This is a genomic window from Sulfurospirillum multivorans DSM 12446, from assembly GCF_000568815.1.
In the GTDB taxonomy this organism is placed as follows: Bacteria; Campylobacterota; Campylobacteria; order Campylobacterales; family Sulfurospirillaceae; genus Sulfurospirillum; species Sulfurospirillum multivorans.
Genome location: NZ_CP007201.1, coordinates 159,407 through 182,045, shown reverse-complemented (window position 1 = coordinate 182,045; position 22,639 = coordinate 159,407). Strand labels below are relative to the sequence as shown.

Here is a 22,639-nt window from a genome sequence, read left to right as displayed (position 1 = left end):
AAATTCCTTTATGGTAATGGTTTTAGGCGTATCAAAATACCGTTTTTGGTATCTCTAAAGCTCAGTATTTGCCCTTGCACTGTGTAGATAAGATGGCTGTTTGGGCGGTCTATCTCTTGCTCAAAGCCACTAGAAGTTTGAAGCAGATTTAGCCCTTCATAAATAGGCTTTTTGGCGATAATTTCCTGCATCAATTCCGCGTAGTGTTCTTCTTGAAAAAACTGCTCATTGAAAGCGAGTTTGTCCAAACAACGCCCATCCAAACAGATAGTGCTTCCCATGATTTCAAGATTGAAAAGAGCACTGCCTGCCGTGAAAATTTGAACATTCGTATAGTCATTTCCGTGGTTAATAAACCCTGTATCGGAAAGTGCTACGTGTTTGTTTTTAATGGTAATCACATACGTCTCAGAAGAGGTAATCTCTTGTTTCAGTGCACATCCGCTCAAAAAAAGCAAGGCTAAAAAGCTTACATGTAAAAGTTTTTTCACGAATGACACTCCTTACATGTACCTTTTAAAACGATGCTGGTCACTTCGCCCTCAACATTGCCAATATCGACGTTCATACAGGTGATTTTATGGCACTGCTCGCAAATAAAATGCGCATGTGTCGTACTGGAAAGCTCAAAATACCACTTACGATCATCCGACTCAAACTTATGCACCATGCCTAACGCTTCAAACTTAGCGATGTTGCGATAAAAGGTCGCTTTGTCCATTCTCACGCTCATTTTTTCTTTGATCTGCTCGTAACTTAGCGGACTGTTGGCAACTTTGAGCACCTCTAAAATCGAAGCGCGCGCGGTTGTAAATTTGATGTCGTATTCTTGAAACACGTTTTGAAGCTGTTCGCTCATAGTTTCCTCTTTGGGATGAAATCTAAGAAATAGTACCCAATTTTTTTTCATATACGATTAAAGAATCATTCTAAGTCACAACTAAGTTGCATTTGATTAAGATTTCACAAAATTATGCAACTAAGTCGCAAAGGAAACATCATGAAATACATTCTTCTTCTCGTCACACTTCTCTTTGGTTCACTCTTAAGTGCCGCGCAGACCGTCACGGTCAGCATTTTGCCTCAAAAATATTTTGTGGAACAAATCGCGAAAAATTTTTTACATGTAAACGTTATGGTAGCGCCTGGGGCGAACCAACACACCTATGAGCCGAAGCCTTCGCAAATGAAAGAGCTTGCCAGTTCAGATGCCTACTTTAGCATCGGTGATGGGTTTGAAAAAGCGTGGCTTCCTAAATTTCAAAGCACCAATCCTAAAATGGTGATGGTCGATACAGTAAAAGGCATTGAAAAAATAGCAATGGCGGAACATCATCATGAAGATGAAAAAGCAGATTCTAAAAAAGAGGCGCATCACGACCATGAAGATGAATCTCTCGATCCACACGTTTGGCTTGACCCCATTTTAGTCAAAACCCAAGCTAAAAACATTTACAATGCACTGGTCACACTTTATCCAGCACAAGCAAGTGAATTTACCAAAAATTACGAAGCATTTATCGTCTCAATCGATGCTTTAGATACGTCTATTCAAAAGACCCTTAGCGACATTAAAAGCCGTAAATTTATCGTCTTTCATCCTTCGTATGGCTACTTTGCAAAACGTTATGATTTAGAGCAAATTGCGATTGAAGTGAGTGGAAAAGAGCCAAAACCAAGTGAGTTAGCGACCATCATCAAAGAAGCTAAAGAGGAAAATGCTAAAGTGATTTTTGTTGCGCCTCAGTTTTCTCAAAAAAGTGCCATCAGTATTGCCAAGCAAATTAATGGCAAAGTAGTACCCATCGATCCTTTAGCTTATGCGTGGAGTGAAAATCTTTTGAGCATTGCCAAAACGTTTCAATCAGAACTAAAATGATATAATCGCTTTATGCAAAATGATATTCAAATCAATCACCTCTATTTTAGTTATGATGGCGCGTGCGTGCTGGAGGACATCAACCTCCAGTACAACACGAGCGAATTTTTAGCCATCATTGGTCCCAACGGTGGCGGTAAAAGCACCCTCTTAAAAATGATGATAGGCTTACTGGAACCTGAACGCGGCGAAGTGCTTCTTTTTGGTGAAAACCCTTTACATGTAAGCCATGAAATTGCTTATGTTCCCCAAGATACTATCGCCAATAAAGACTTCCCCATTAAAGTGATGGACGTTGTTTTGATGGGCAGACTCTCCAAATCCAAAGCCTTTGCAACGTACTCAAAAGAAGATCGCGCGATTGCGCTTGGCATGTTAGAGCGAGTGGGCATGAAAGGGTTTGAAAACCAAAAGATCAACACGCTCTCAGGCGGACAACGCCAACGTGTTTTCATCGCCCGCGCCCTTGCGTGTGAAGCTAAAATCATGTTTTTAGATGAGCCAACTGCAAGTATTGACACTGCAGGGCAGATCAGTATGTTTAAACTGCTCAAATCGCTCAATGAAACGGTCGGCATTGTCATCATCAGTCATGACATTAACGTTGCACTCAATTACGCCACAAAAGTCGTCCATGTCAACAAAACGCTCTTCGTTCACGATGTGCCAAAAACCCAAAATTTCAAAGTCTTTGAAAATCAAAACGAACATGTCTGCCCCGTTGAACTCATCAGCGCCACCCGTTGCAATCATTTCCCCAAAGAGCTCGCATGATGGATATTCTAAGCTTTGATTTTATGCAAAATGCCCTTTGGGCGTCACTTTTAGTCAGCGTTATTTGTGGTGTGATTGGAACACTCACTGTTATCAATCGCATGGTGTTTATCGCAGGAGGCATTGCACATGGCTCGTACGGTGGCATTGGTTTAGCACTTTATTTTGGTATTGCTCCCATGCTAGGTGCTTCACTTTTTGCGCTTTTTTTAGGAGCCATTATCGCCTATATAACACACCAAAACAACGCACGTCTTGATGCACTGATTGGTGTTTTATGGGCATTTGGTATGGCGCTGGGCATCATCATGACCGACCTTACACCTGGATACAATGTGGATTTGATGAGTTATCTTTTTGGTGCGATTTTATCGGTCACACCCGAAGATCTTTACAGTATGGGTACGGTGTTGGTGTTAGTTTTAGCCTTTGCCATTATCTTTTACAAGCAGCTCTTAGCGATGAGTTTTGACGCGCAATTTGCCAAACTTCGAGGCATCAATGTCACACTACTCTATTTTGCGTTGGTTTTAATGGTAGCGCTGGGTGTTGTCATTATCATTCGCGCGGTAGGGCTTATTTTAGTCATTGCACTGCTGACCATTCCACCCTACATTGCCGAAAAATTCACCAATTCCGTGGGGGGCATGATGGTCGTATCTTCGCTTCTTTCAGCACTTTTTTGCATACTTGGGCTGTACCTCTCGTATCGCTTCAACCTCAGTGGCGGTGCATCCATCATTCTCGTCGCAACCACGCTTTTTTTCCTACAACTTTTATACAGCAGATTGACGAAAGCTTAGAACACGTGTTACGAATTCTAATTAAAGTCTACTCTTTCGTCTTCGGTACTGTTCGATAAAGTAAGAGCCTAGTTCTGCAATCACCATGCCGCACAAAATCATCACAGCACCACACATTTGAGAAAAGCTTAAAAGCTCGTTCGCAAAATAGTAGCCAAAAATCCCCGCACTCACAGGCTCCATCGTAAAGATAATCGCTGTTTTAGCCGCGGTTGTAAAACGTTGCATCGCCGTTTGAACCCAAAAGGCAAAAATTGTCGCAAAAATAACCGTAATCGCAATAGCATTGATAAAAAGCAGATCCATTTGAGGCGGAACGATAGAACCTTCCAAGAAAAGACCTCCCATCAAAGAGCAGATGCCCACGGTTAAAAATTGAATGGTGACCAAAAGATAGACATTGTGCTTTCGGGAAAGATGCCCCGTAAAGACGATATGCAGTGCAAACATCATCGCACAGATGAAGGCGTACAATTCGCCTAAAGAGAGTCCAATTTCACTGTTAAGCGTTAAAAAATAGAGCCCAATGGCTGCCACAATCGCCCCTAAAGAGGAGAAAACTGAAGCTTTATGTTTAAAAATAAGATACGAAGCAAAAGGAACCACAATCACACTCAGCCCCGTGATAAAGCCAACCGTTGAAGAGTAGGTATAGGTGAGTGCAAAGGTTTGAAACGCGTAGCCTAAAAACATAAAAAGACCCAAAAGCATTCCCGCTTTTAAAACCTCTTTATTGATCAAATGCAGGTGTTTAAATGAAATGAGTGCCATCAAAAGGCCGGCTAAGAAAAAGCGCCAAAATAGAAAAGTGTACACCGGTGTTTCATTGACCGCAGCTTGTACCACAAAAAAGGTACTTCCCCATGCCACAGCCACCATTAAAAGTAAAAAATCTGCACCCAATTCTCGCAATTTATGATTCATCACCACACACCTCATACCATAGATAAAATCGGCATTGTATCACAATGACATGTGAAATACCGAATACCTACGCTCAAAATTTTTCTGCTTCAGAAAATTTCCTTTACCTCATTTGTCAGAACATGCTATAATCCAAACCTAGTAAAATATTTTTATGACTATTTAATTTTTGGAGGCTTTGGGTTATGGTACAACACATTAAAATCTCCCTTCTTTCTCTTTTTTTACTCTGCTCATTTTTACATGCCGCGAACAACGGTGAGGTACTTTTTAAACAATGTGCAGGCTGTCATGGAGCCGATGGACGCAATAAAGCCTTTGGTAAAAGTGGTATCATTGCAGGTCAAGATGCTGAAGTGCTGGTGGAAAGCCTTAAATATTATAAAGAGACCGAATTTAAAACCCATGGAACCTCGTTGGTCATGTCCAAACAGGTTAAAAATATGAATCTACAAGATCTTCAAGACATAGCAACCTATGTCTCTAAATTGCAAAAATAGCTTTTACATGCTCTGCCATGCCTTTTTGAGGTAAAAAAGTGTCTATATTTTTACTAATCACAAAGATTTTTGCGCTTTTTTACATGTAAAAACTCCTTTATCTTACTTTTATATTCTACTGCTACAATTATGCGCAACGCCACGTAATAGACTTCTTGCAAAACGGCAAAAGTCTTCTGCCTCTGCAGAGGCAAGCTTTAGTGCTACCGTGGCTTAGCGTAGGTTTTTAGGCTTTACCTAAAAGCCGTAATAAAAAGAGTTCTACACGAACCCTTTTAAATGAAAGGTTTGAATGAGTCAAGCGATCGTGCGCATGGAAAATGTCAATAAATATTATGACGCGTTTCATGTGCTTAAAAATATTAATTTTTCTGTTACCGAAGGTGAAATCGTTGTCATTTGCGGTCCTAGTGGCAGTGGCAAATCAACGCTTATTCGCTGTATGAATAAACTTGAAGAGATTGATAGTGGTGAAATTGTCATCGACGACTACAATCTTTACGATCGAAAAACCAACGTCAACCAAGTGCGTGCTGAGACAGGAATGGTCTTTCAGCACTTCAATCTTTTCCCCCATTTAACGATTCTGGAGAACATTACCATCGCTCAACGTAAAGTTAAAGGGATGAGCAAACACGATGCCAACGAAGCAGCGCTTAAATTATTGGAGCGTGTTGGACTGGTGCATAAAGCAGAAGGTTACCCAAATGAGCTGAGTGGTGGGCAAAAACAGCGCGTTGCCATTGCGAGAACGCTTGCAATGAAGCCTAAAATTATCCTCTTTGATGAACCAACCAGTGCGCTTGATCCTGAGATGATCGGTGGTGTTTTGGATGTTATGCGCGAACTTGCCCATGAGAACTATACGATTGTTTGTGTGACGCATGAAATGGGTTTTGCCAAAGAAGTGAGCGATCGCATCGTCTTTATGGACGAGGGTGTTATTATAGAAGAGGCAACCCCTGAAGCTTTTTTTGCCAACCCCAAAACAGAACGTGCTCAAAAATTTTTACAAGAGATCTTAACACACTAAAACCCAAATCTTTAAGGAGTAGCAATGAAAAAACTTTTAGCAGCATTACTTGTAATGCTAGGCATTAACGCTATGGCTGATGATATCAACCTATGGCAAAAATCAACCCTCAACAGCATCGTGCAAAAAGGGGTTTTAACGGTAGGCTTGGAGCCTGGTTATATGCCATTTGAGATGAAAGACAAACAAGGAAACATCATCGGTTTTGATGTTGATATGGCGAATGAAATGGCAAAAGCAATGGGTGTCAAACTCCAACTGGTTCCAACCGCATGGGATGGCATTATTGCAGGACTTTTGACAGGCAAATATGACATCATTATGTCGGGTATGACGATTACTCAAGAGAGAAACCTCAAAATCAACTTTGCTGATCCTTACATCAGTGTGGGTCAAACCATTCTTGCTAGCAAAAAACATGCGGGTAAAAAATGGAGTGATTTGGATAAACCAGAATACACCATCGTCACAAAAATCGGTGTAACCGGCGAAATCGCAACACGTAAAATGTTTAAAAAAGCAAAAATCAGAACCTTTGAGACAGAAGCAGATGCTGCACAAGAAGTGCTTAATGGCAATGCAGATGGAATGGTCTATGACAAACCTTACAATGCTATCTTCTTCGCTGAAAAAGGTGCCGATAAATTAGCACACCTAAGTGATGAACTTACCTATGAACCTCTTGGTTTTGCCATTCGTAAAGGCGATCCAGATTTTCTTAACTGGCTCAACAACTTCCTAAATCAAGCAAAAAATGATGGTACGTACAAAAAAATCTATGACAGATGGTTTGCAGATACCGCTTGGCAAAAAAAGGTAATGTAAGCAGTGGCAAAGACAAAACAAAATCTTTTGCATAATAAAGCATTCGGTCACTTTGTGGCCGTTGCTTTTTATGTTACATTTGGCTACTTGCTCTTTACAGCAGCTTCTAACATGAACTACATTTGGAAGTGGACGAGCGTACCACAATACTTTGCCTATGAAAAAACAGAGACTATTACAGCACCGCTTGATGGCGTCATCCAAGTGCGAGGATCTGCACTGGTTATTCAAGGACGTGATGACAGCAAAGAGGTTACCATTGACTCAGGGTACTCTTTGAGTGTCAAAGAGGGTGATAGTGTTTATGAAAATGATACCCTTGCTAAAAAAACATCCATGCAAATGGGACCTTTGCTTGAGGGCTTAATTGTAACACTTGAGATCTCAGGTCTTGCTGCGATCTTAGCCTTTTCGATAGGCACACTGCTTGCCTTTATGCGTATCTCGAATTACCAATTTTTAAAAGATATTGCAACCGTTTACATTGCAGTCATCAGAGGAACGCCTCTTCTGGTTCAAATTTTTATCTTCTATTTTATTATTGCTACAATCTTTGAGCTTGAACGCTTTCTAGCAGGTGCCATATCACTCGGACTCTTCTTTGGAGCTTACATAGCTGAAGTTTTACGAGGTGCGATTCAATCCATCGATAAAGGGCAATATGAAGCTGCAAAATCTTTGGGTATGAACTATACGCAAACGATGATTTATATTATTATGCCTCAAGCACTGAAACGTGCCCTCCCAACCTTAGTAGGAGAGATGATCGCGCTTGTTAAGGACTCTTCACTCGTCTCTGTTATCTCCATAACCGATCTAACCAAAGTAGGCCGCGAGATCGTTGCTAACACCTTTTCACCCTTTGAAACATGGCTTATTATTGCAGCAGTCTATTTTGCAATTACATTTTTACTCTCAGTACTCGGACATAAAATCGAAATGAAAATGAAAAAACAAGGTGGTATGTAAGCACCAAAGCTTACGTGCCATCACACCCTGTATTCGTTTAATTCATTATTGAGATCTTCTAAAATTTCACGCTCACGTTTAGTAATATAGTGCAGAATCTTGTCACTCATCTCGCGATTGGGAACAATACGCATACAATAGCGGTAAGAGTCCTTATACTCAATCACATTAATGACTTCACCTTGAACTTCAATCTTTTTATCTCCCTTCACAGAAGAAATGGAAGCGCTGTTAAGTTCAAACGCAACCAAGACTTTTGCACCTACAAAAATACCATTATTCTCACTACTCACAACACCTAAACCGTTCATAGAGAGATCATACAAACGCCCTATGGTTTGCATATTGTCAAACTGATGCAGATAAACATTGGCGATAATATCCGGATGGACGCGAATAAACTCACGTTGCAGTGCAGGCATATTTAAAAGATAAATAAAGTTTTTTAACACCACCGTATTGTTTTGAAAATCGCTGTGAACGATGTCCGCTTTGAGGTGTTTATTAAAATAGTTATTTTTGACAATGAACGCTTGCGCATCTAATTTCATCGCAATCTCTTGCAATTTATCGATGCGAAAGGTTACTTGCTCACCCTCAATCTCGACAATACTCGCTTCAGAACTGATCGGAACACCTTTATAGAGGTTCAGAAAGGTAACGCTTTGATTATCGTCTCGCATCGTATGAAAGGCTTCAATAATATTGTTGGTGGGGGTAAACATCACATCACTGCTAAAACTGACATCAAAAGCAGCTGTGGCATTGCACACTTTAGGCATTACTTCACTTTCAATGACATGGATAAAATGACTCACACACCCAATCAAAAGTTCCACTTGTGAATCAATCTCTTGTTTCCGCACAAAAGAGAGATAGTTTTCAATCACATAAAAAAGAATGCGATTGATCAAAAAACCAATCATAACACCATCATGCCCCATACGGACAAAAAGATCTTCTCTGATTTCTTCAATGTCATAATCACACTTAAAAAGCCCGTGATAAATCGTTAAGGCGATCTCTTTTGCCTCATCCTTACTCACAGCCTTAGCGTAATTCATGCACAAGCAGGTAAAATATTCTGTAAAAGAGAGCTCAAACTCTTTCAAAAAAAGTGCAGAAGCAGCTAAAAATTTCTCTTTGTCGCTGGAGGAGATAACTTCTTTTTCCATCGTAATGTCCCGTTGATTGTTGATTTTGGCTTGATTATATCATTTTTTATTCAGAAGATGTGAAATATCCAAGATGACTTCGGTGCCCACATTTTTTTGAGAATGGATCCGCATGGTAATCTTAAACTCATCGCAATAAGCTTTAACAAGACTCAACCCTATGCCATATCCCTCTTTGGTTGTATCGGCTTGGTAGTAGCGATCAAACGCCAAAAAGAGCTCTGCTTCACTCATACCTAACCCTTGATCTTTAATGATAAGATTCTCTTTTTCTTGAAAAATATGAATCTCATTATGATCTTTATTGTATTTCAACGCATTATGTACAAGGTTTGAAATGACTTTGGCGAAGCCGTGCTTATCGGCAAAAATCTCTACATGTAAAAGAGTCTGGATGATGGCAACACCTTCCGCCATCTCCTGTTGTTTTTCAACAACGCTTACAATGAGCTCATCAAGGTAAAACTTCTCGCGAACATCTTCTTGAATCTCTTTTTTGATGTAATAATCCACCTCTTTGTAAAGCGCATACAGATCTTTACTCGCCAAATCAATACGCCCTAAACGTTTGAGCCTCTTTTCATCTTGTTCATCAGCTTGAAGCATCTGCAGATTGGCATTGATGACAGAAAGAGGGATATTGAGCTCATGGAGTGTGTCTTTGAGTAAAATATCTAAAAAACGGTTGGTTTTCAAAAGCGTAGAGAGACACGATGTTACCGTTACATAACCAACAATCGTGGCAAATACAATGCTTAAACCTAATATCCAAGCCCATGAATCAATCCAAAAACACAATACCGCTGTAAATGTCATGGAAACAAACAAACCTAGACTCAGCCCTATAATAGTCCTCACTAAAAAATAACGACCACTACTTCTCAAAACGATACCCAATTCCTCGAATATTGACGATGACTTCTTTACCAAAAATCTTTTTAAGATTATTGATATAGACACGAATAGAACCCTCATTAATCTCTTCACTACTGCTCCAAAGGCGCTCATGAATCATCTCTTTAGTGACCACGTTTCCGCGCTCTTTAACCAGTAAATAAAGCAGTTCAAAATCTTTGAGGTTAATATCAAGTTCCTCTTTATTGCAAAAAAGACGTTTGCGCGCAAGATTGAGTTTATACGCTTCATCGATGCTTAGCCAATCATCCACAATCCCTTTTGCACGCGCTAGCAACGCTTTAATGCGCAGCAATACCTCTTCCAAATCAAACGGTTTTTTGATGTAGTCATCCCCACCCAACATAAAACCTTTCGCAAGGCTCTCTTGATCATTGAGTGATGTCACAAAAATAGCAGGCGTGCGATCCCCAGCAGCGCGAAGCTCTTTTAAGAAGTCAAATCCGTTCATATCTGGCACTTTGACATCTAAAAGATAGAGATCAAATTTATGTTCATAACACTGTTTCAGCGCTTCTTCGCCACTTTTCACCAACGTACATTCGTACCCATGCCCGCTCAAAAAATCTTCGAGTGTTTGCAGCAGTAGTGTGTTATCTTCTAAGATGAGAATTTTATAGGACATGTTTGATACTCCAAGCTAATGTTTCGTTTGCAAACATAGGAACAACGTCACCATAACTGTGTGTTACTACAAAGGGTGTTTTTTCTAAAACAACCTCTTTATGTGGGGCTTTATAGCCATAAATGGTTTGTGCAGTGTTACTCACAAACGCTTGTAGGTTTGCTAAGGCGTTATGTTTGTCAAAGAGTTCAACCAACGCCTGTAGTGCGATGGGTGCTGTGAAAACACCCGCTGCACAGCCACAGCACTCTTTCTTATGAATCGGATGTGGAGCAGAATCACTTCCAAACATCACTTTAGGATGGGCTTTAAGGCTTACATGTAAAAGTGCGTCTCTGTCTTCATAACGCTTCGCAATCGGTTTACAGAAAAGATGCGGCTGAAGCATGCCACCTGCGACATCATCCAACGTAATTAAAAGATGGTGGAGTGTAATCGTGGCATAAAGATTTTCATATCGGTCTAAAAGCGCCACGCTCTCTTTGGTGGTGATGTGTTCCATCACAATTTTCAGTTTTGGAAAAGACGAAGCTAGACTTTCATAAATGGAGCCAAACTCTTTTTCCCGATCCATCACAAATCCATTGGTCTCACCGTGCACGCATAAAATCAGTCCCAAATCGCTCATCGCGTCTAACACAGGGCGCAAAACTTCAATGTCCATGCTCGCCACACCACCTTCAGAATTGGTCGTAATGCCTGAAGGGTAGAGCTTCAACGCCTTTACATGTAACGCCGCTTTTTCTAAAAATTCACGCGTGTAATCCGAACGAAAAAAAAGTGTCATCAAAGGCTCAAACACGTTGTTGCCAATGGCGCTCATAATGCGCTCTTTATAGGCAATGACTGCTTCAATGGTCGTAATAGGAGGAACAACATTGGGCATAATGATACCACCCACAAAGCTGTGCGCACTCAAAGGTGCCACCACCTTGAGCATCGCTTCATCACGTAAATGCAGGTGCATATCAAGAGGAGAAATCAGAGTGTGGGTCATTACGCATGCCTTTTTGGTTTTAATTATATCAAAGCAAGCCCAAAATGTTATACTTCCATCAAAAATGTTAAGGCATACCTATGGAATTTCGTTACATTGGGAAAAGCGGACTAAGAGTAACCCCTATTTGTATGGGAACGATGAGTTTTGGAAGCTGGAGCGACAAAGCCGAATCCTTTAAAATCCTCGACACGGCGTACGATCGTGGTATCAATTTTTTTGATACCGCAGAGCTGTATCCCGTTCCTCCTCGTGGTGATTATGCAGGGGAGACTGAGAAAATTATTTCTGAGTGGCTTGCGACGAAACCGCGTGAAAGCATTATTTTAGCAACCAAAATGGCAGGTGCAGCGAACGGTTGGTTTGTTCCACCGATTCGTCATGGACTCACTGCGATCGATCGTTTTCACATTCAACGAGCCATAGAAGGAAGTTTGAAGCGTCTTAAAACGGACTACATCGACCTTTACCAAGTGCATTGGCCCGATGAGCTTGTTCCCAAAGAAGAGTCGATGCGCGCACTCGATGAACTGGTCAAAAGTGGAAAAGTACGCTACCTCGGCACATCCAATGACACCGCATATGGACTGACCAAATCCAACACGATTGCGCAGTATGAAAAACTCGCTCACTTTGAGTCGATCCAAAACAACTTTTCACTGCTCAATCCTCGCTTTTTGGATGAACTCTCCAACGTGTGCCGTAAAGAAAATGTCTCACTGCTTCCTTACTCGCCGATGGCTGGAGGCGTTTTGAGCGGTAAATACAATCAAGCCTTCATCGACCCCAAAAGTCGTTTTGGCGAATACCTTCAAGCAAAAGAACCCAGACAAAAAGCGATGTATAAACGCTTCGTCAATGAAAAATCACTCGGCGCAACCGCCAAATACCTCGACATTGCCAAAAAATACGGCATGAGTCCTGTCACCCTCGCTATTGCGTGGAGCATGCACTTTGATTTTGTAGCATCTACCATCATCGGCGCGCGCTATGCCACACAGCTAGAAGAGAGTTTTAAAGCGCTTGAACTCAAACTCAGCCCTGAAATTTTAAACGAATGTGAGAAGGTGCAAAAAGAGATTTTATACCCGATGGGGTAAGCTTTACATGTAAAAAAATGAAAGGTTAAAATGAACTATTCAGCATTAGGTGTTCCTGAAGAAATATTGCCTCTTCAAATTCAAAACAATTATTTGTTAAGAGTTGATTTAATGCTAAGAATTATTTTGATAGTTCTTTTTACTTGGGGTATCAGTTCTAATTTAGTAGTAGAAGAAGATTCATTAAATGAGCTGTATCGAAAAATGGCTTTAGGAACTTTTATTTCTGGTCTATTTTGGAGTTTTTTAGGGCATGGAAAAATGCTCATTGGATTGATAAAAAATAAACTTTTTATCACACTTAATAAAGATCAAATTGCTTATGAATATATCACAGAAAAAGGTGAAAAAAAGACTCACACACTTTTTTACACTCAAATAGAAAAAGTTAGTTGGAGTTTTTTTCCTTATTCTGTGATGACTGATGAAATATGGATTACTGATATTAAAGAAAGAGATAAAAAGCATTGGGCTTGGCTTTTTTCTTTTTTATATGTAGGAATTACGTTGATAATGCAATGTCTTTATATTATTTTGAATTTCAAAATAGAACGTTATATTTTACTTAGATTTAATGATGGTGTTATGGCTATCCCTGTTAGAAATGGAATATCAATAACAAATATAAGTTTTGTGTGGAACTCATTAATCAATAGACTTATTTTGAATGGAGGATATTATGGAAAATAAAAGCAAAATAGAACTTTGGCTTTCTATCTCTAGGTACAAAAAGCTGAGACTTTTAAACTTCAAACCTTTTTAATATTATTCTTCTTTTTAGGTGGTAAAAAATTCTTGCCACTTACCACACTTTTACCTGTCGTGTGTTCCAACTCTAAGCGGGCTTTTTTGGCAATGCCTCCACCTTTTTTGCCAGCTTTTGCATTGTCATCCAGACCTTTTGCCTCTTCAACTTCGGCAATCTGCCGAGTTGAGAGTTCTGCGAGTGCGGTGAAGATGAGTTCTGCTTCGCTCATGTGATCTCTAAGGTTTTGCGTTTTAAGTCCCTTGATGGCTTTGTGTTTTTGTACACTCAGTCCGCTCCATTCTTGATGAATGATGTTTGTTAAAAGAGCAAATTCATTGGGCTTCTCAACCCCATTTTCTTGCCAATAATCAGTCAACTTATTGCGCGTTTCTTGTCCCATCATGCGTTGTTGTATCCACTTTTCGCTTCTACCTGCACTTTTCCAAAAGCCTCTAGCTCTATCAACGCTTAATGATGGGTCGCTCATATCTTGAATGCGCTCATACCCCACTTTGGCAAGCCAGAGTTTAAAAGGTTCTGCTTTAGGAGAGGGAATAGACTGTATAAGGCGTAAAAGTTGTTCTGCATCGGCTACATCCGTGAGCCTTTGTTTGCCATCTTCGGCTTTCAGTTTCAACTGGTGACAATTTGTCACCGTTTCATTACCTTCTTTTTTTAGTCTTTGTTTGAGTTTATTCCAGTATTTTCTACCATCAACACTTTGTGTCAATACGCCTACGACATCCACCACGCTAAAAAACCATTTTTCATGCTCTTCATCATAATGACTGCGAATTTTTTTATCTTCAAAGAGCTTGATATTGTTCATGTTACACTCCTCATAATCTTTACATGTAACGTACCATAATCTTCTTGGATTGTTTGAAAATATTTCAGGATGGAATAAAAGAGATAGTGAGTTTACATGTAAGGATATCCCTTACATGTAAAGATTTTTTAGACTTTGGATTTGGCAAATTCTGGATACGCTTCCAAGCCACACTCTTCGAGATCAAGCCCTACGTATTCGTGTTCTTCGTCACTTCGCAGACCAATCATTTTCTTAATCAGAACAAACGCAATATAGGAAATTGGGAAGGTAAACAATCCTGTTAATGCAATGCCTTTGAGTTGTGTAAGCAGTGAGAAATCGGCAAAGAGTGCCACTGCAAGCGTGCCCCAAATGCCATTGACCAAGTGAACAGAAAGCGCACCTACAGGATCATCGATTTTTAATTTATCAAAAAGAGGAACGGCAAAAACGACCAATGTCCCACCAATGGCACCGATGATAATGGGCTCCCAAAGTCCAACGACATCGGCACTTGCGGTAATAGCGACGAGTCCGCCCAATGCACCATTGAGTATCATCGTAATGTCCAGTTTTTTATACTGAAAATAGATAATAAACGCAGCACTTATCGCTCCTGCAAGCCCAGCGGTGTTGGTATTGACGATAATGAGTCCAACCAAGTCTGCTTTTTCAACACTGGAAATCGTAAAAGCACTGCCACCATTGAAGCCAAACCAACCAATCCAAAGGAGCATCGCACCAAGGGTTACCAAAGGAATGTTAGACGCAGGAATGGCACGTACCTGTCCCTCTTTACCATAACGCCCTCGCCTTGCACCTAAGACTAAAATACCTGCTAGCAGTGCCCAACCACCAACAGAGTGAATCACCGTACAGCCCGCAAGATCATGCACCTCTTTTAAAAAGCCTCCGCCCCAAATCGCATTGCCGACCATAGGGTAGATAAATCCGCTCATAAGAACGGCAAAAATCATAAAAGGAACAATGCGAATACGCTCGCTCACACCACCACTCATAATAGAAACCGTTTTACTTACAAATGCCATCTGAAAGAGAAAATACGCATACGCACTGTAACCCTCAACGGCGACACCGTTTAAAAAAAAGCCGCTGCCACCAAACATGAGATTATAACCCCACAGCAGAAAAACAAACGACGTAATCGCGTAGAGCATCACATTGCCTGTCAAAACGGCTGAGGCATTTTTACTACGAACCAGCCCTGCTTCAAGCATGGCAAAACCTGGAACCATCAAAAGAATTAAGACAGCCGCAAAAAGAAGAAAGAAGGTGTCAATGACATAGTGAATTGAAGATACATCCATTACATGTAACCTTTGTGTGAACTAAAATGTAATGGAGGATTGTACAAAAAAGGGAGGATGGCAGGTGATTAAAATTTAATCACCTTTTGTTAGTTTCTAGATAGCGTCTTCGTTTTCTTCACCGGTACGAATGCGGATAACACGCTCAATATTACTCACAAATATCTTACCATCGCCTATTTTACCAGTCTTTGCGGCTTCTGTGATGGTTGCAATCACTTTGTTTACATTTTCATCAGCTACAACGATGTCAAGTCTAATTTTTGGTAAAAAATCAACCACATACTCAGCACCACGGTAAAGCTCAGAGTGTCCTTGTTGTCTGCCATAGCCTTTGACTTCATGCACGGTCATACCTGTGATCTCAACACCTGCAAGGGCATCTTTGACCTCTTCAAGTTTAAAAGGTTTAATAATCGCTTCGATTTTTTTCATGATTTTTCTCCTCTAATGTTTCAAATTGGGTCTATTTTACCTTAAATTATTTTAAATATGCTTTGAGAATTTTTTGTGGTTGCATGGGCTTATCTCTACCATCGGTCGCAACATTTTCAAGCTTGCGAACAACATCCATTCCTTCCACGACTTCACCAAAAATAGTATGTCTGCCATTGAGGTGCGGAGTTGGAACCGTGGTGATAAAAAACTGGCTTCCATTGGTATTTCGACCTGCATTTGCCATCGCTAAAATCCCTGCTTTTGTAAATGTCACGTTGGGTTTAAACTCATCTTCAAATGGCGCTCCATTCAACGATTCGCCACCACGACCTGTTCCTGTAGGATCTCCACCTTGAATCATAAAATTTTTGATAATACGGTGAAAGCTAATGCCATCGTAGTACCCTTTTTTCACCAATCCCTCAAAATTCTCGCACGCTTTAGGTGCAACGTCTGGTTTGAGAGCAAAAATAATGGTTCCTTGCGTTGTTTCAAACACCACCTCTTTGGCAAGAAGTGCGCTCCAAAGCCCTAAAAATAGAACAAAAATCACTTTTTTCATTTACTGATCTCCAATAAGTTTTGTATTGCGGAATCGATACATTTTATTTTTCACTTTCTCTAATATACCAACTTTAATGAGCTGTTGAAACATATGCACCACGGTTGGTTTACTCACACCAATGTTGTCAATAATATCTTGGTAGGAGCCATTAAAGATCTTGTTTTCATCGAGATGGTTGATGATGTATTTTAAAATTTCAATTTTTTTACCACCGATGAGCGCGGCAAGCCCTTCAATAATAAATGAGCACCCTTGGATCTCTTTGCTATGAAGTTTTGGAAGCATCGTAGTGTAAATATTGCTAATCAAATCTTTGACGTTAATCGGTTTCATTATAAACCCATCCACCTTCAGCATGATCGCCTCAATAAGATACTCTGTCTCAGTGAACGCTGTTGTAATGATGACAGGAATGTCACGGTTGTACTCTTTTTTGAGCTTTTTAAGCATCTCAATGCCATTCATTCCCGGCATTAAAATATCGGTCACGATAATATCAACCTCTTTTTCAAGTGCAATTTTCAGCCCCTCTTCGCCATTTGAAGCAAGATACACCTCTTTCACAAAATCTTTCAAAATCATCTGTGTTTGCATCTGAACTGATTTTTCATCTTCGACGTATAATACGACGCAGTCTTTTAACCCATTAAAATCCATCTTATTATTCCTCCTTTTTTTCAAGTGGTACTAAAATTGTCATAACAGCACATTTCTCATAGCGTTTGCCATTTTGAAAAACATACGTGATATTCGTGCTACTCATACTTCCTTGCATCTGTTTTTCAATAATCTGTTTTGACATGTAAAGTCCAATTCCTGTGCCTGAAGCTTTGTGTTTGGTCGTAAAATAGGGCTCAAACATCCTATCTTGCACCTCATCGCTGATGCCACCTCCATTATCGATCACGCTAATAACCGCATTACTCGCCTCTTTTGTTACCACAACTTCAATCAACTTCTCTTCCACACCGCGCTCTTCAAGGGCGTCTTTGGCATTGGAGAAGAGGTTCATTATCACTTGGGAAAATTCATTGGGATAACCACAAATCTGCACATCATGATTGCAATTTAAAAAGATCTCAATCCCCGATTTGGCGTAATACTCTTGCACCAATTTAAGGCTATACAACACGGTCTCTTTAACGCTAAATTTCTCTTCACTGTGGTTGGGTTTGAAGAAGTTACGAAAATCATCAATCGTATGCGACATCAATGAAGCAAGTTGAAGACCTTCATTGACCTGCTTGTCGATAAATTCATCACTCAGCGCTAATCCTGCCATGCGTTTCATCTGAAAACTTTGAATAATAAGCACAATGGCATTGAGGGGTTGACGCCACTGATGGGCAATATTGCCGATCATCTCACCCATTGAAGCGAGTCTTGATTGACGAAACATGATCTGATCTTTTTGACGGCTCTGCTCGACTTCATGCTGCACTTTAAGCTCAAGATCGCGGTTCAGTTGCTGTAACTCTTTGGTTTTGGCATCGACCATTTTTGCCAGTCTGGCGTGAAGTAAACGAATATTTTGCAATAACACAATTGCCAAAAGTGCGGCAAATGCAATTGTACCCAGCGTTGCTACAACGATCCACTCAAACGTATTGTCATACACTTTTGTTGTGCGCGCATAGCCCTCTTTTGCACCATCCAAATTGAGGTTAATCAGCCCCGTAAGATCAATGTTGATAGAATAAACACTGGGATAGAGCTCATTTTGGAGCGTGTCAATCGCTTTGAGCGCTTGTTTGGTTTCAAAATAGCTAAACATTTTAAGCAAAATGCCATCAATGGTGTGAATTTTTTGTTCTATCTTGAAGGTTAAAACATCATCTTCCTTGGTTTTAAAAAAAGATTTACTCGTGGTATTTATCAATCCCCACGAACGCGCTAACTTGATCAACCAATCACTCTCGTCAATCCCTAAACTGTTTTTATACTCTTGCAACTCTATCTTGATCAGCTCTTGTGCAAGAGCGATCACGACTTGTCCTTCATGGGCACTGATGGAACCTTTTTCGATGTCACGAATCGTGTCTAAGATATTGACCGTGTAGATGTCTTTTAGGTTTTCAAGACGAATGGTTGGGAGCATACGTTTGGTATACAAAATATCGAAATTGTCTTTAATGCGGTTAATGCTCAGATGGGCAAAACTCCCAATAAAAAGCATTCCAACCACCATGATGAGAAAAAGAAGCGTTGTTTTTTTCGCGATGGTCATCTCATCGATGCTACCCATAAAATCACTTAAAGGGTTATTGTTCATCACTTTTTCCTACGGAGTAAAAGTCGTCATCGACATATTCACTTAAATGCACGCGGTGCAAACATTTACAACGTTCATCCCTATTTTTAGAGACAGCGGTCTCATCAAGTGTTTTAGAAAAGTTTCCCAGCGCTTTGATAAATTCCTCTTTCGTAAAATCACGACCTAAACTTTTAAACACTTCCGTGATCATACGCGCAGCAAAATAACCTTCCAATGAGACATGCCCCAGTGCTTCTTTGGGATAATAGGTGCGCATCAACAGACGGTAATTTTCCACCTCATCAACCTCTGAGGTCCAAGGAGAAGGCACCACTTGCGCAAACGTAATGCCTTTGCCCTGACCATGCAAAAGATCGATCAAAGGTTTGGGTTCAACAAATGAAAAGAGCCCAAACTGTACCTCTTGGCGTATTTTTGTACTCTTACGTGCTCGCTTGATAAACTCTGCCGTAGGATTGGTTGAGCCTATCATCAAAATCACTTCAGGGTTGCACAGTTCGATTTCATACAGCGCATTTCCTACAGAGAGCGTATTGCGTTTGTAGCTTCCTTCGCCAACAAGCACTAAGTTACGTTTGGACAGAGCCGTTTTGACGCCCTTAAGCCCTGCTCTTCCAAAACTATCGTTTTGATAAAAAAGGGCAAAACGCTTGTATTTCAAATCATCCGCATAATGTTGCACCAATTTTTCGATTTCATCAAGATCACCCGCTCTTGCATTGAGGACAATGGGATTGGGAGGATTGCGTAAAAATTCGGCACCCGAATAAGCACCCACAAAAGGAATGCGTTTTTCAATGGCGATAGGAAAAACTTCTTCTATTACAGGGGTTCCGATAATGCCAAAGAGCGCAAACACCTTCTCTTTTTCAATCAGTTCATGAACATTTTCAATCGCAATTTTAGGCTCATAACGGTCATCTTTGGCAACGATCTCTATTTTTCGACCGTAAATGCCCCCTTGATCATTGAGGTTTTGCAGATAAATTTCAGCGCCTAAGAGAAACTGATTGCCAACGCTATTGAGCCCTCCGCTAAAAGGACCGCTCATTCCCAAACGAATGACATTGCCTTCAAATTTTGTGTTTGAGAAGTAGTACGGAAGCAGTAGCGTTAACACGACAAGGATAACTCCTACGAATTTGCGCATCTTTTTTTAGCTTTCATCTTATTTTAGCGATATAATATCAACTATTTTTTATAAAAACGCTTAAATAGTAAAAAAATATTTACTTAAATATTTTTTTCGGAAAAAATGAAAGAGAGTTAAAAAATGAACTGTAAAATTTGTGATTTTGATACAAAAGTGTTTGACGATCCAGACCTTCATAAACAGTTTTACATCTGCCCAAACTGCCAGTGCATCATGCTTGATCCTCGATATCAGCTCTCATTAGAAAAAGAGAATAGCCTCTACGACAACCATCACAACTCGTTGGAAAATGCAGGCTATGTGAAAATGTTTGAGGATTTTTTGGATTTCTTTTGGAATGATCTTACATGTAAAGAAAAAGGGCTCGACTTTGGATCTGGCCCAACGCCTGTTTTAGCGGAACTTCTTCGTCAACGAGGCGTGAATGTTGATCATTACGATAAGTTTTATCAACCGATCAAATGCTTTGAAAATCAATCCTATGACTTCATCACTTCCACTGAAGTTTTTGAACATTTAGAAGATCCTGTGGCAACACTCAGTCTTTTAAATCAGCATCTTAAACCAGAGGGAATGATCGCACTGATGACACTGTTTCATACTAATGACGAAGCCTCTTTTTTAACATGGTGGTACCGAAGAGATCCTACGCATATTACATTTTACACGCCGCATACGCTTGATGTTTTAGCTAAAAAATGTGGATTGGACGTTGTTAAAACGGATGGAAAGCGGATCGCAATTTTAAGAAAAAGGTAGCGATGGGTGGCGCTACCTCTGATTTGAACTTTGAGTGCTTATCGGTAGTGACGATCATAGCGATCATAACGGTCGTAACGATCACGATGATGACGCGGTGGATAATAGTAACGTGGAGGATCAACATAGATCACTCTTTCTTGAACATAAACAGGCTCTCTGTAAACCACGGTCGGTCTTGGTTCATAATAGACAGCAGGGCTTTCGACGTATCGTGTTGGTTGTTGAGCCGCATTAATAATGCCGCCTAATAAAACAGCAGCACCTGCACCAAGCAATACACCTTGTTCTCTATCGCCCCACGCATAAGAATTCGTAGTTACACCGAGCACCAACAGGATTGAAACTAAACTCATTTTTAACATTTTCATTGGATACTCCTTTCGTTTATTTGGTAGAATCTTAACAGATAATTGTGAAGTATTTGTGAAATCAATCGCGCATTTGCTCTCTTACATGTAAAAATTCATCCAAGTGCTCAAAGAAAATATCGACCAGCTTAGGATCGAAATGCTTCCCTCTTTCGCTCTGGAAAAGTGCGAAAATTTTCTCATCATCCCATGCAGATTTATACACGCGCTCGCTTCCAAGGGCGTCAAAAACATCTGCGAGTGCGGTAATACGACCGTAAATATGAATCTCCTCACCACTTTTTTGCTCAGGATAGCCTGTGCCATCGTACTTTTCATGATGCTCTTTGGCTACAATCGCTGCAATTTTCAGCAAAGGGCGTGTGGAATATTTGAGCATCTCATACCCTAGCATTGCGTGGGTGTCCATGATTGCGCGCTCTTCTTCATCAAACCGGCCCGGCTTGTTTAAAACACGTCAGGGATGCCTATTTTACCGATGTCGTGCATTGGAGACGCCAGTTTGAGCATTTCTGCCTCTTCTTCATCCAACCCGTAATGCAACGCAAGAATCTTAGAGTACTCCGCAACACGCTTTACATGATTTCCTGTCTCCTGGGAGCGACTTTCGCCAATGGCACCCATCGTAAAAATAACCTCTTTTTGCGTGTCTTCGATCTCTTGATTGAGCGCATTTACCTCTTGCAAACCCTCTTCTATTTTCGCTTCCACCTCATCCATGCTCAGCGAGACATTGCGTGAAACTTTGATGGCAAGAAGCACAATAAATACAATCGTTGCCATACCGACAAAAAGCTGAATAAGACGCATTTGGTCAATAAACTCATTTGATAATTGTGAGATCGTTTTTTCTAAGGCAATGCTGACATTTTTGTTTTCATCCAACACGTTAGATGCTTCGGTGATCGTCTCATTTTCAATCGCTTTGGTTCGTTCAATGCTAATGGCTTTTTCCGCGATAATGCCGACAACTTCCTTGTAATAGAGCAAATTTTCATGCAAATCACCCTCGGTTTCATTCGCAGTTGCATCAAGAAGCTCATTAATAGGTGCGAGCCATTTTTGCAGTGTGGCTTCATTGCCATGTTGGTAAAGCGTCTCTTTGCTATAGTACCTTAAATCACTCAAAGCTTTGATCTGATCTAAGTGATTATTGTGCAAAAGATGTTCTTGAATTTCAAGACGCGCGCGATTTTCTTCGGGATAAAGTGCATTAAAGATCGTGACATAATCAAGCTTCTCACGTTCAAGGTTAAAAAGCGCACTGTACATCAACTCGATGCGATGCTCATTGGCATACAGCGCATTCAGGTAATTTTGGATCATTTTATCTTCGCGAATATTGACGATAAACGTATTGAGCATAGGAGCATGAACGTGCGAAGAGAGTATGGCGCGTAAATCTTCAAAATTCTTTTCATACATCATAAATTCTGTATGCAATTGTTCTAATTTAAGAGCATCGCCTTGTTTAGTGCTTTCAAGGATGATATCATTCATGCCTTCTTGCATCAGCAGAATAAAAGAGATGTTCTCTCGAAACATGTTATTTTCTTTAATCTGATAGGTGATAATCGTACTAATGCCCCCTAAAAAAAGCAACATTGCAACAACCACAACAAAGCTCAGTTTGACTTTCGTGCGAATATTCATAACACTCCTTTGAGCTAAA

Annotated in this window: 27 protein-coding genes; 10 read left to right on the top strand and 17 right to left on the bottom strand. The window is 40.4% G+C overall.

The genetic code is table 11. From position 1 onward, the window contains the following. Window positions 1-8: 8 nt before the first annotated feature. Together SMUL_RS00945 and SMUL_RS00940 are read right to left on the bottom strand one after the other, a co-directional pair. On the bottom strand, window positions 9-491 hold the full coding sequence (locus SMUL_RS00945) for a hypothetical protein (protein ID WP_025343393.1): 483 nt from the start codon (window positions 489-491) through the stop codon (window positions 9-11). Beyond that, window positions 488-859, bottom strand: a complete 372-nt coding sequence (locus SMUL_RS00940) for a Fur family transcriptional regulator (RefSeq protein WP_025343392.1) — start codon at window positions 857-859, stop codon at window positions 488-490. The genes SMUL_RS00945 and SMUL_RS00940 overlap by 4 nt, the downstream gene beginning before the upstream one ends. A gap of 141 nt (window positions 860-1,000) precedes the next feature. On the opposite strand from SMUL_RS00940, the gene SMUL_RS00935 reads away from it, so the two are divergent. Genes SMUL_RS00935 through SMUL_RS00925 form a run of 3 tightly spaced genes read left to right on the top strand, consistent with a single transcriptional unit; the run spans window position 1,001 to window position 3,456 of the window. Beyond that, window positions 1,001-1,879, top strand: coding sequence for a metal ABC transporter solute-binding protein, Zn/Mn family (locus SMUL_RS00935; protein ID WP_025343391.1), 879 nt, complete (start codon window positions 1,001-1,003; stop codon window positions 1,877-1,879). Between the two features lie 12 nt (window positions 1,880-1,891). Next, window positions 1,892-2,653, top strand: a complete 762-nt coding sequence (locus tag SMUL_RS00930; RefSeq protein WP_025343390.1) for a metal ABC transporter ATP-binding protein — start codon at window positions 1,892-1,894, stop codon at window positions 2,651-2,653. Continuing rightward, window positions 2,650-3,456 (top strand): metal ABC transporter permease, encoded by an 807-nt coding sequence (locus tag SMUL_RS00925; protein WP_025343389.1) that lies wholly within the window; start codon window positions 2,650-2,652, stop codon window positions 3,454-3,456. Before SMUL_RS00930 ends, SMUL_RS00925 begins: the two co-directional genes overlap by 4 nt. 21 nt (window positions 3,457-3,477) lie before the next feature. Here SMUL_RS00925 and SMUL_RS00920 read toward each other — a convergent pair whose 3' ends face one another. Beyond that, window positions 3,478-4,380 (bottom strand): DMT family transporter, encoded by a 903-nt coding sequence (locus tag SMUL_RS00920; protein WP_038532845.1) that lies wholly within the window; start codon window positions 4,378-4,380, stop codon window positions 3,478-3,480. Window positions 4,381-4,565: 185 nt separating this feature from the next. Between SMUL_RS00920 and SMUL_RS00915 the strand changes: the two genes are divergently transcribed. The 4 genes from SMUL_RS00915 to SMUL_RS00900 all read left to right on the top strand — a co-directional run bounded on the left by SMUL_RS00915 (window position 4,566) and on the right by SMUL_RS00900 (window position 7,707). After that, the gene (locus SMUL_RS00915) at window positions 4,566-4,880 is read left to right on the top strand and encodes a c-type cytochrome (RefSeq protein ID WP_038532842.1); all 315 of its coding nucleotides are present in this window, start codon (window positions 4,566-4,568) and stop codon (window positions 4,878-4,880) included. 292 nt (window positions 4,881-5,172) lie between these two features. Continuing rightward, window positions 5,173-5,913 carry an amino acid ABC transporter ATP-binding protein gene (locus SMUL_RS00910; protein ID WP_025343386.1) on the top strand — a complete coding sequence of 247 codons (741 nt, stop codon included), beginning with the start codon at window positions 5,173-5,175 and terminating at the stop codon, window positions 5,911-5,913. A gap of 24 nt (window positions 5,914-5,937) precedes the next feature. Continuing rightward, window positions 5,938-6,738 (top strand): transporter substrate-binding domain-containing protein, encoded by an 801-nt coding sequence (locus tag SMUL_RS00905; RefSeq protein WP_025343385.1) that lies wholly within the window; start codon window positions 5,938-5,940, stop codon window positions 6,736-6,738. Window positions 6,739-6,741: 3 nt separating this feature from the next. Beyond that, a complete protein-coding gene (locus SMUL_RS00900; protein ID WP_025343384.1) occupies window positions 6,742-7,707 on the top strand; it encodes an amino acid ABC transporter permease in 966 nt (321 codons plus the stop codon). A gap of 20 nt (window positions 7,708-7,727) precedes the next feature. On the opposite strand, the gene SMUL_RS00895 is transcribed toward SMUL_RS00900, so the two are convergent. From SMUL_RS00895 to pyrC, 4 genes are read right to left on the bottom strand one after another with little or no spacing between them, the layout of a single operon-like run. After that, complete coding sequence (locus SMUL_RS00895; protein WP_025343383.1) at window positions 7,728-8,882, bottom strand: PilZ domain-containing protein; 1,155 nt, start codon at window positions 8,880-8,882, stop codon at window positions 7,728-7,730. Between the two features lie 39 nt (window positions 8,883-8,921). Then, the gene (locus tag SMUL_RS00890) at window positions 8,922-9,698 is read right to left on the bottom strand and encodes a sensor histidine kinase (RefSeq protein WP_025343382.1); all 777 of its coding nucleotides are present in this window, start codon (window positions 9,696-9,698) and stop codon (window positions 8,922-8,924) included. A 58-nt stretch (window positions 9,699-9,756) separates the two neighbouring features. Further along, window positions 9,757-10,422 carry a response regulator transcription factor gene (locus tag SMUL_RS00885; RefSeq protein ID WP_025343381.1) on the bottom strand — a complete coding sequence of 222 codons (666 nt, stop codon included), beginning with the start codon at window positions 10,420-10,422 and terminating at the stop codon, window positions 9,757-9,759. After that, window positions 10,412-11,419: a dihydroorotase gene (gene pyrC, locus SMUL_RS00880; protein ID WP_025343380.1), complete on the bottom strand. Its 1,008-nt coding sequence runs from the start codon at window positions 11,417-11,419 to the stop codon at window positions 10,412-10,414. The genes SMUL_RS00885 and pyrC overlap by 11 nt, the downstream gene beginning before the upstream one ends. A gap of 80 nt (window positions 11,420-11,499) precedes the next feature. Here pyrC and SMUL_RS00875 point away from each other — a divergent pair, with 80 nt between their 5' ends. After that, on the top strand, window positions 11,500-12,519 hold the full coding sequence (locus SMUL_RS00875) for an aldo/keto reductase (protein WP_025343379.1): 1,020 nt from the start codon (window positions 11,500-11,502) through the stop codon (window positions 12,517-12,519). Between the two features lie 30 nt (window positions 12,520-12,549). Continuing rightward, a complete protein-coding gene (locus tag SMUL_RS00870; RefSeq protein ID WP_025343378.1) occupies window positions 12,550-13,209 on the top strand; it encodes a hypothetical protein in 660 nt (219 codons plus the stop codon). A 59-nt stretch (window positions 13,210-13,268) separates the two neighbouring features. Here SMUL_RS00870 and SMUL_RS00865 read toward each other — a convergent pair whose 3' ends face one another. The 7 genes from SMUL_RS00865 to SMUL_RS00835 all read right to left on the bottom strand — a co-directional run bounded on the left by SMUL_RS00865 (window position 13,269) and on the right by SMUL_RS00835 (window position 19,804). Then, complete coding sequence (locus tag SMUL_RS00865; RefSeq protein WP_025343377.1) at window positions 13,269-14,096, bottom strand: BRO-N domain-containing protein; 828 nt, start codon at window positions 14,094-14,096, stop codon at window positions 13,269-13,271. Window positions 14,097-14,224: 128 nt separating this feature from the next. Further along, window positions 14,225-15,406, bottom strand: a complete 1,182-nt coding sequence (locus SMUL_RS00860; RefSeq protein WP_025343376.1) for an ammonium transporter — start codon at window positions 15,404-15,406, stop codon at window positions 14,225-14,227. A gap of 96 nt (window positions 15,407-15,502) precedes the next feature. Beyond that, a complete protein-coding gene (locus SMUL_RS00855) occupies window positions 15,503-15,841 on the bottom strand; it encodes a P-II family nitrogen regulator (RefSeq protein ID WP_025343375.1) in 339 nt (112 codons plus the stop codon). A 46-nt stretch (window positions 15,842-15,887) separates the two neighbouring features. Next, window positions 15,888-16,406, bottom strand: a complete 519-nt coding sequence (locus SMUL_RS00850) for a peptidylprolyl isomerase (protein WP_025343374.1) — start codon at window positions 16,404-16,406, stop codon at window positions 15,888-15,890. Then, a complete protein-coding gene (locus SMUL_RS00845; RefSeq protein ID WP_025343373.1) occupies window positions 16,407-17,066 on the bottom strand; it encodes a response regulator in 660 nt (219 codons plus the stop codon). It abuts the gene before it with no gap. 4 nt (window positions 17,067-17,070) lie between these two features. Next, complete coding sequence (locus SMUL_RS00840) at window positions 17,071-18,681, bottom strand: sensor histidine kinase (RefSeq protein ID WP_025343372.1); 1,611 nt, start codon at window positions 18,679-18,681, stop codon at window positions 17,071-17,073. Continuing rightward, entirely contained in the window at window positions 18,671-19,804 is a 1,134-nt protein-coding gene (locus SMUL_RS00835; protein ID WP_223809742.1) for an ABC transporter substrate-binding protein, read from the bottom strand. Before SMUL_RS00835 ends, SMUL_RS00840 begins: the two co-directional genes overlap by 11 nt. Window positions 19,805-19,957: 153 nt before the next feature. Between SMUL_RS00835 and SMUL_RS00830 the strand changes: the two genes are divergently transcribed. After that, the gene (locus SMUL_RS00830; protein WP_025343370.1) at window positions 19,958-20,596 is read left to right on the top strand and encodes a class I SAM-dependent methyltransferase; all 639 of its coding nucleotides are present in this window, start codon (window positions 19,958-19,960) and stop codon (window positions 20,594-20,596) included. A gap of 38 nt (window positions 20,597-20,634) precedes the next feature. Here SMUL_RS00830 and SMUL_RS00825 read toward each other — a convergent pair whose 3' ends face one another. The 3 genes from SMUL_RS00825 to SMUL_RS17610 all read right to left on the bottom strand — a co-directional run bounded on the left by SMUL_RS00825 (window position 20,635) and on the right by SMUL_RS17610 (window position 22,620). After that, on the bottom strand, window positions 20,635-20,967 hold the full coding sequence (locus SMUL_RS00825) for a hypothetical protein (protein ID WP_025343369.1): 333 nt from the start codon (window positions 20,965-20,967) through the stop codon (window positions 20,635-20,637). 61 nt (window positions 20,968-21,028) lie between these two features. Continuing rightward, complete coding sequence (locus tag SMUL_RS17615) at window positions 21,029-21,376, bottom strand: HD-GYP domain-containing protein (RefSeq protein WP_280938047.1); 348 nt, start codon at window positions 21,374-21,376, stop codon at window positions 21,029-21,031. A 38-nt stretch (window positions 21,377-21,414) separates the two neighbouring features. Further along, a complete protein-coding gene (locus SMUL_RS17610; protein WP_280938046.1) occupies window positions 21,415-22,620 on the bottom strand; it encodes an HD-GYP domain-containing protein in 1,206 nt (401 codons plus the stop codon). Window positions 22,621-22,639 lie beyond the last annotated feature (19 nt).

What these genes read in the sequence shown, in the direction of transcription:
- SMUL_RS00915 (WP_038532842.1), top strand. Translation starts at nt 4,566, where the DNA reads ATGGTACAACACATTAAAATCTCCCTTCTTTCTCTTTTTTTACTCTGC.
- SMUL_RS00855 (WP_025343375.1), bottom strand. Translation starts at nt 15,841, where the DNA reads ATGAAAAAAATCGAAGCGATTATTAAACCTTTTAAACTTGAAGAGGTC.
- SMUL_RS00895 (WP_025343383.1), bottom strand. Translation starts at nt 8,882, where the DNA reads ATGGAAAAAGAAGTTATCTCCTCCAGCGACAAAGAGAAATTTTTAGCT.
- SMUL_RS00845 (WP_025343373.1), bottom strand. Translation starts at nt 17,066, where the DNA reads ATGGATTTTAATGGGTTAAAAGACTGCGTCGTATTATACGTCGAAGAT.
- SMUL_RS00930 (WP_025343390.1), top strand. Translation starts at nt 1,892, where the DNA reads ATGCAAAATGATATTCAAATCAATCACCTCTATTTTAGTTATGATGGC.
- SMUL_RS17615 (WP_280938047.1), bottom strand. Translation starts at nt 21,376, where the DNA reads ATGGACACCCACGCAATGCTAGGGTATGAGATGCTCAAATATTCCACA.
- SMUL_RS00925 (WP_025343389.1), top strand. Translation starts at nt 2,650, where the DNA reads ATGATGGATATTCTAAGCTTTGATTTTATGCAAAATGCCCTTTGGGCG.
- SMUL_RS00890 (WP_025343382.1), bottom strand. Translation starts at nt 9,698, where the DNA reads ATGACATTTACAGCGGTATTGTGTTTTTGGATTGATTCATGGGCTTGG.
- SMUL_RS00860 (WP_025343376.1), bottom strand. Translation starts at nt 15,406, where the DNA reads ATGGATGTATCTTCAATTCACTATGTCATTGACACCTTCTTTCTTCTT.
- SMUL_RS00940 (WP_025343392.1), bottom strand. Translation starts at nt 859, where the DNA reads ATGAGCGAACAGCTTCAAAACGTGTTTCAAGAATACGACATCAAATTT.
- pyrC (WP_025343380.1), bottom strand. Translation starts at nt 11,419, where the DNA reads ATGACCCACACTCTGATTTCTCCTCTTGATATGCACCTGCATTTACGT.
- SMUL_RS00870 (WP_025343378.1), top strand. Translation starts at nt 12,550, where the DNA reads ATGAACTATTCAGCATTAGGTGTTCCTGAAGAAATATTGCCTCTTCAA.
- SMUL_RS00850 (WP_025343374.1), bottom strand. Translation starts at nt 16,406, where the DNA reads ATGAAAAAAGTGATTTTTGTTCTATTTTTAGGGCTTTGGAGCGCACTT.
- SMUL_RS00885 (WP_025343381.1), bottom strand. Translation starts at nt 10,422, where the DNA reads ATGTCCTATAAAATTCTCATCTTAGAAGATAACACACTACTGCTGCAA.
- SMUL_RS00825 (WP_025343369.1), bottom strand. Translation starts at nt 20,967, where the DNA reads ATGAAAATGTTAAAAATGAGTTTAGTTTCAATCCTGTTGGTGCTCGGT.
- SMUL_RS00910 (WP_025343386.1), top strand. Translation starts at nt 5,173, where the DNA reads ATGAGTCAAGCGATCGTGCGCATGGAAAATGTCAATAAATATTATGAC.
- SMUL_RS00905 (WP_025343385.1), top strand. Translation starts at nt 5,938, where the DNA reads ATGAAAAAACTTTTAGCAGCATTACTTGTAATGCTAGGCATTAACGCT.
- SMUL_RS00935 (WP_025343391.1), top strand. Translation starts at nt 1,001, where the DNA reads ATGAAATACATTCTTCTTCTCGTCACACTTCTCTTTGGTTCACTCTTA.
- SMUL_RS00920 (WP_038532845.1), bottom strand. Translation starts at nt 4,380, where the DNA reads ATGAATCATAAATTGCGAGAATTGGGTGCAGATTTTTTACTTTTAATG.
- SMUL_RS17610 (WP_280938046.1), bottom strand. Translation starts at nt 22,620, where the DNA reads ATGAATATTCGCACGAAAGTCAAACTGAGCTTTGTTGTGGTTGTTGCA.
- SMUL_RS00830 (WP_025343370.1), top strand. Translation starts at nt 19,958, where the DNA reads ATGAACTGTAAAATTTGTGATTTTGATACAAAAGTGTTTGACGATCCA.
- SMUL_RS00865 (WP_025343377.1), bottom strand. Translation starts at nt 14,096, where the DNA reads ATGAACAATATCAAGCTCTTTGAAGATAAAAAAATTCGCAGTCATTAT.
- SMUL_RS00840 (WP_025343372.1), bottom strand. Translation starts at nt 18,681, where the DNA reads ATGAACAATAACCCTTTAAGTGATTTTATGGGTAGCATCGATGAGATG.
- SMUL_RS00875 (WP_025343379.1), top strand. Translation starts at nt 11,500, where the DNA reads ATGGAATTTCGTTACATTGGGAAAAGCGGACTAAGAGTAACCCCTATT.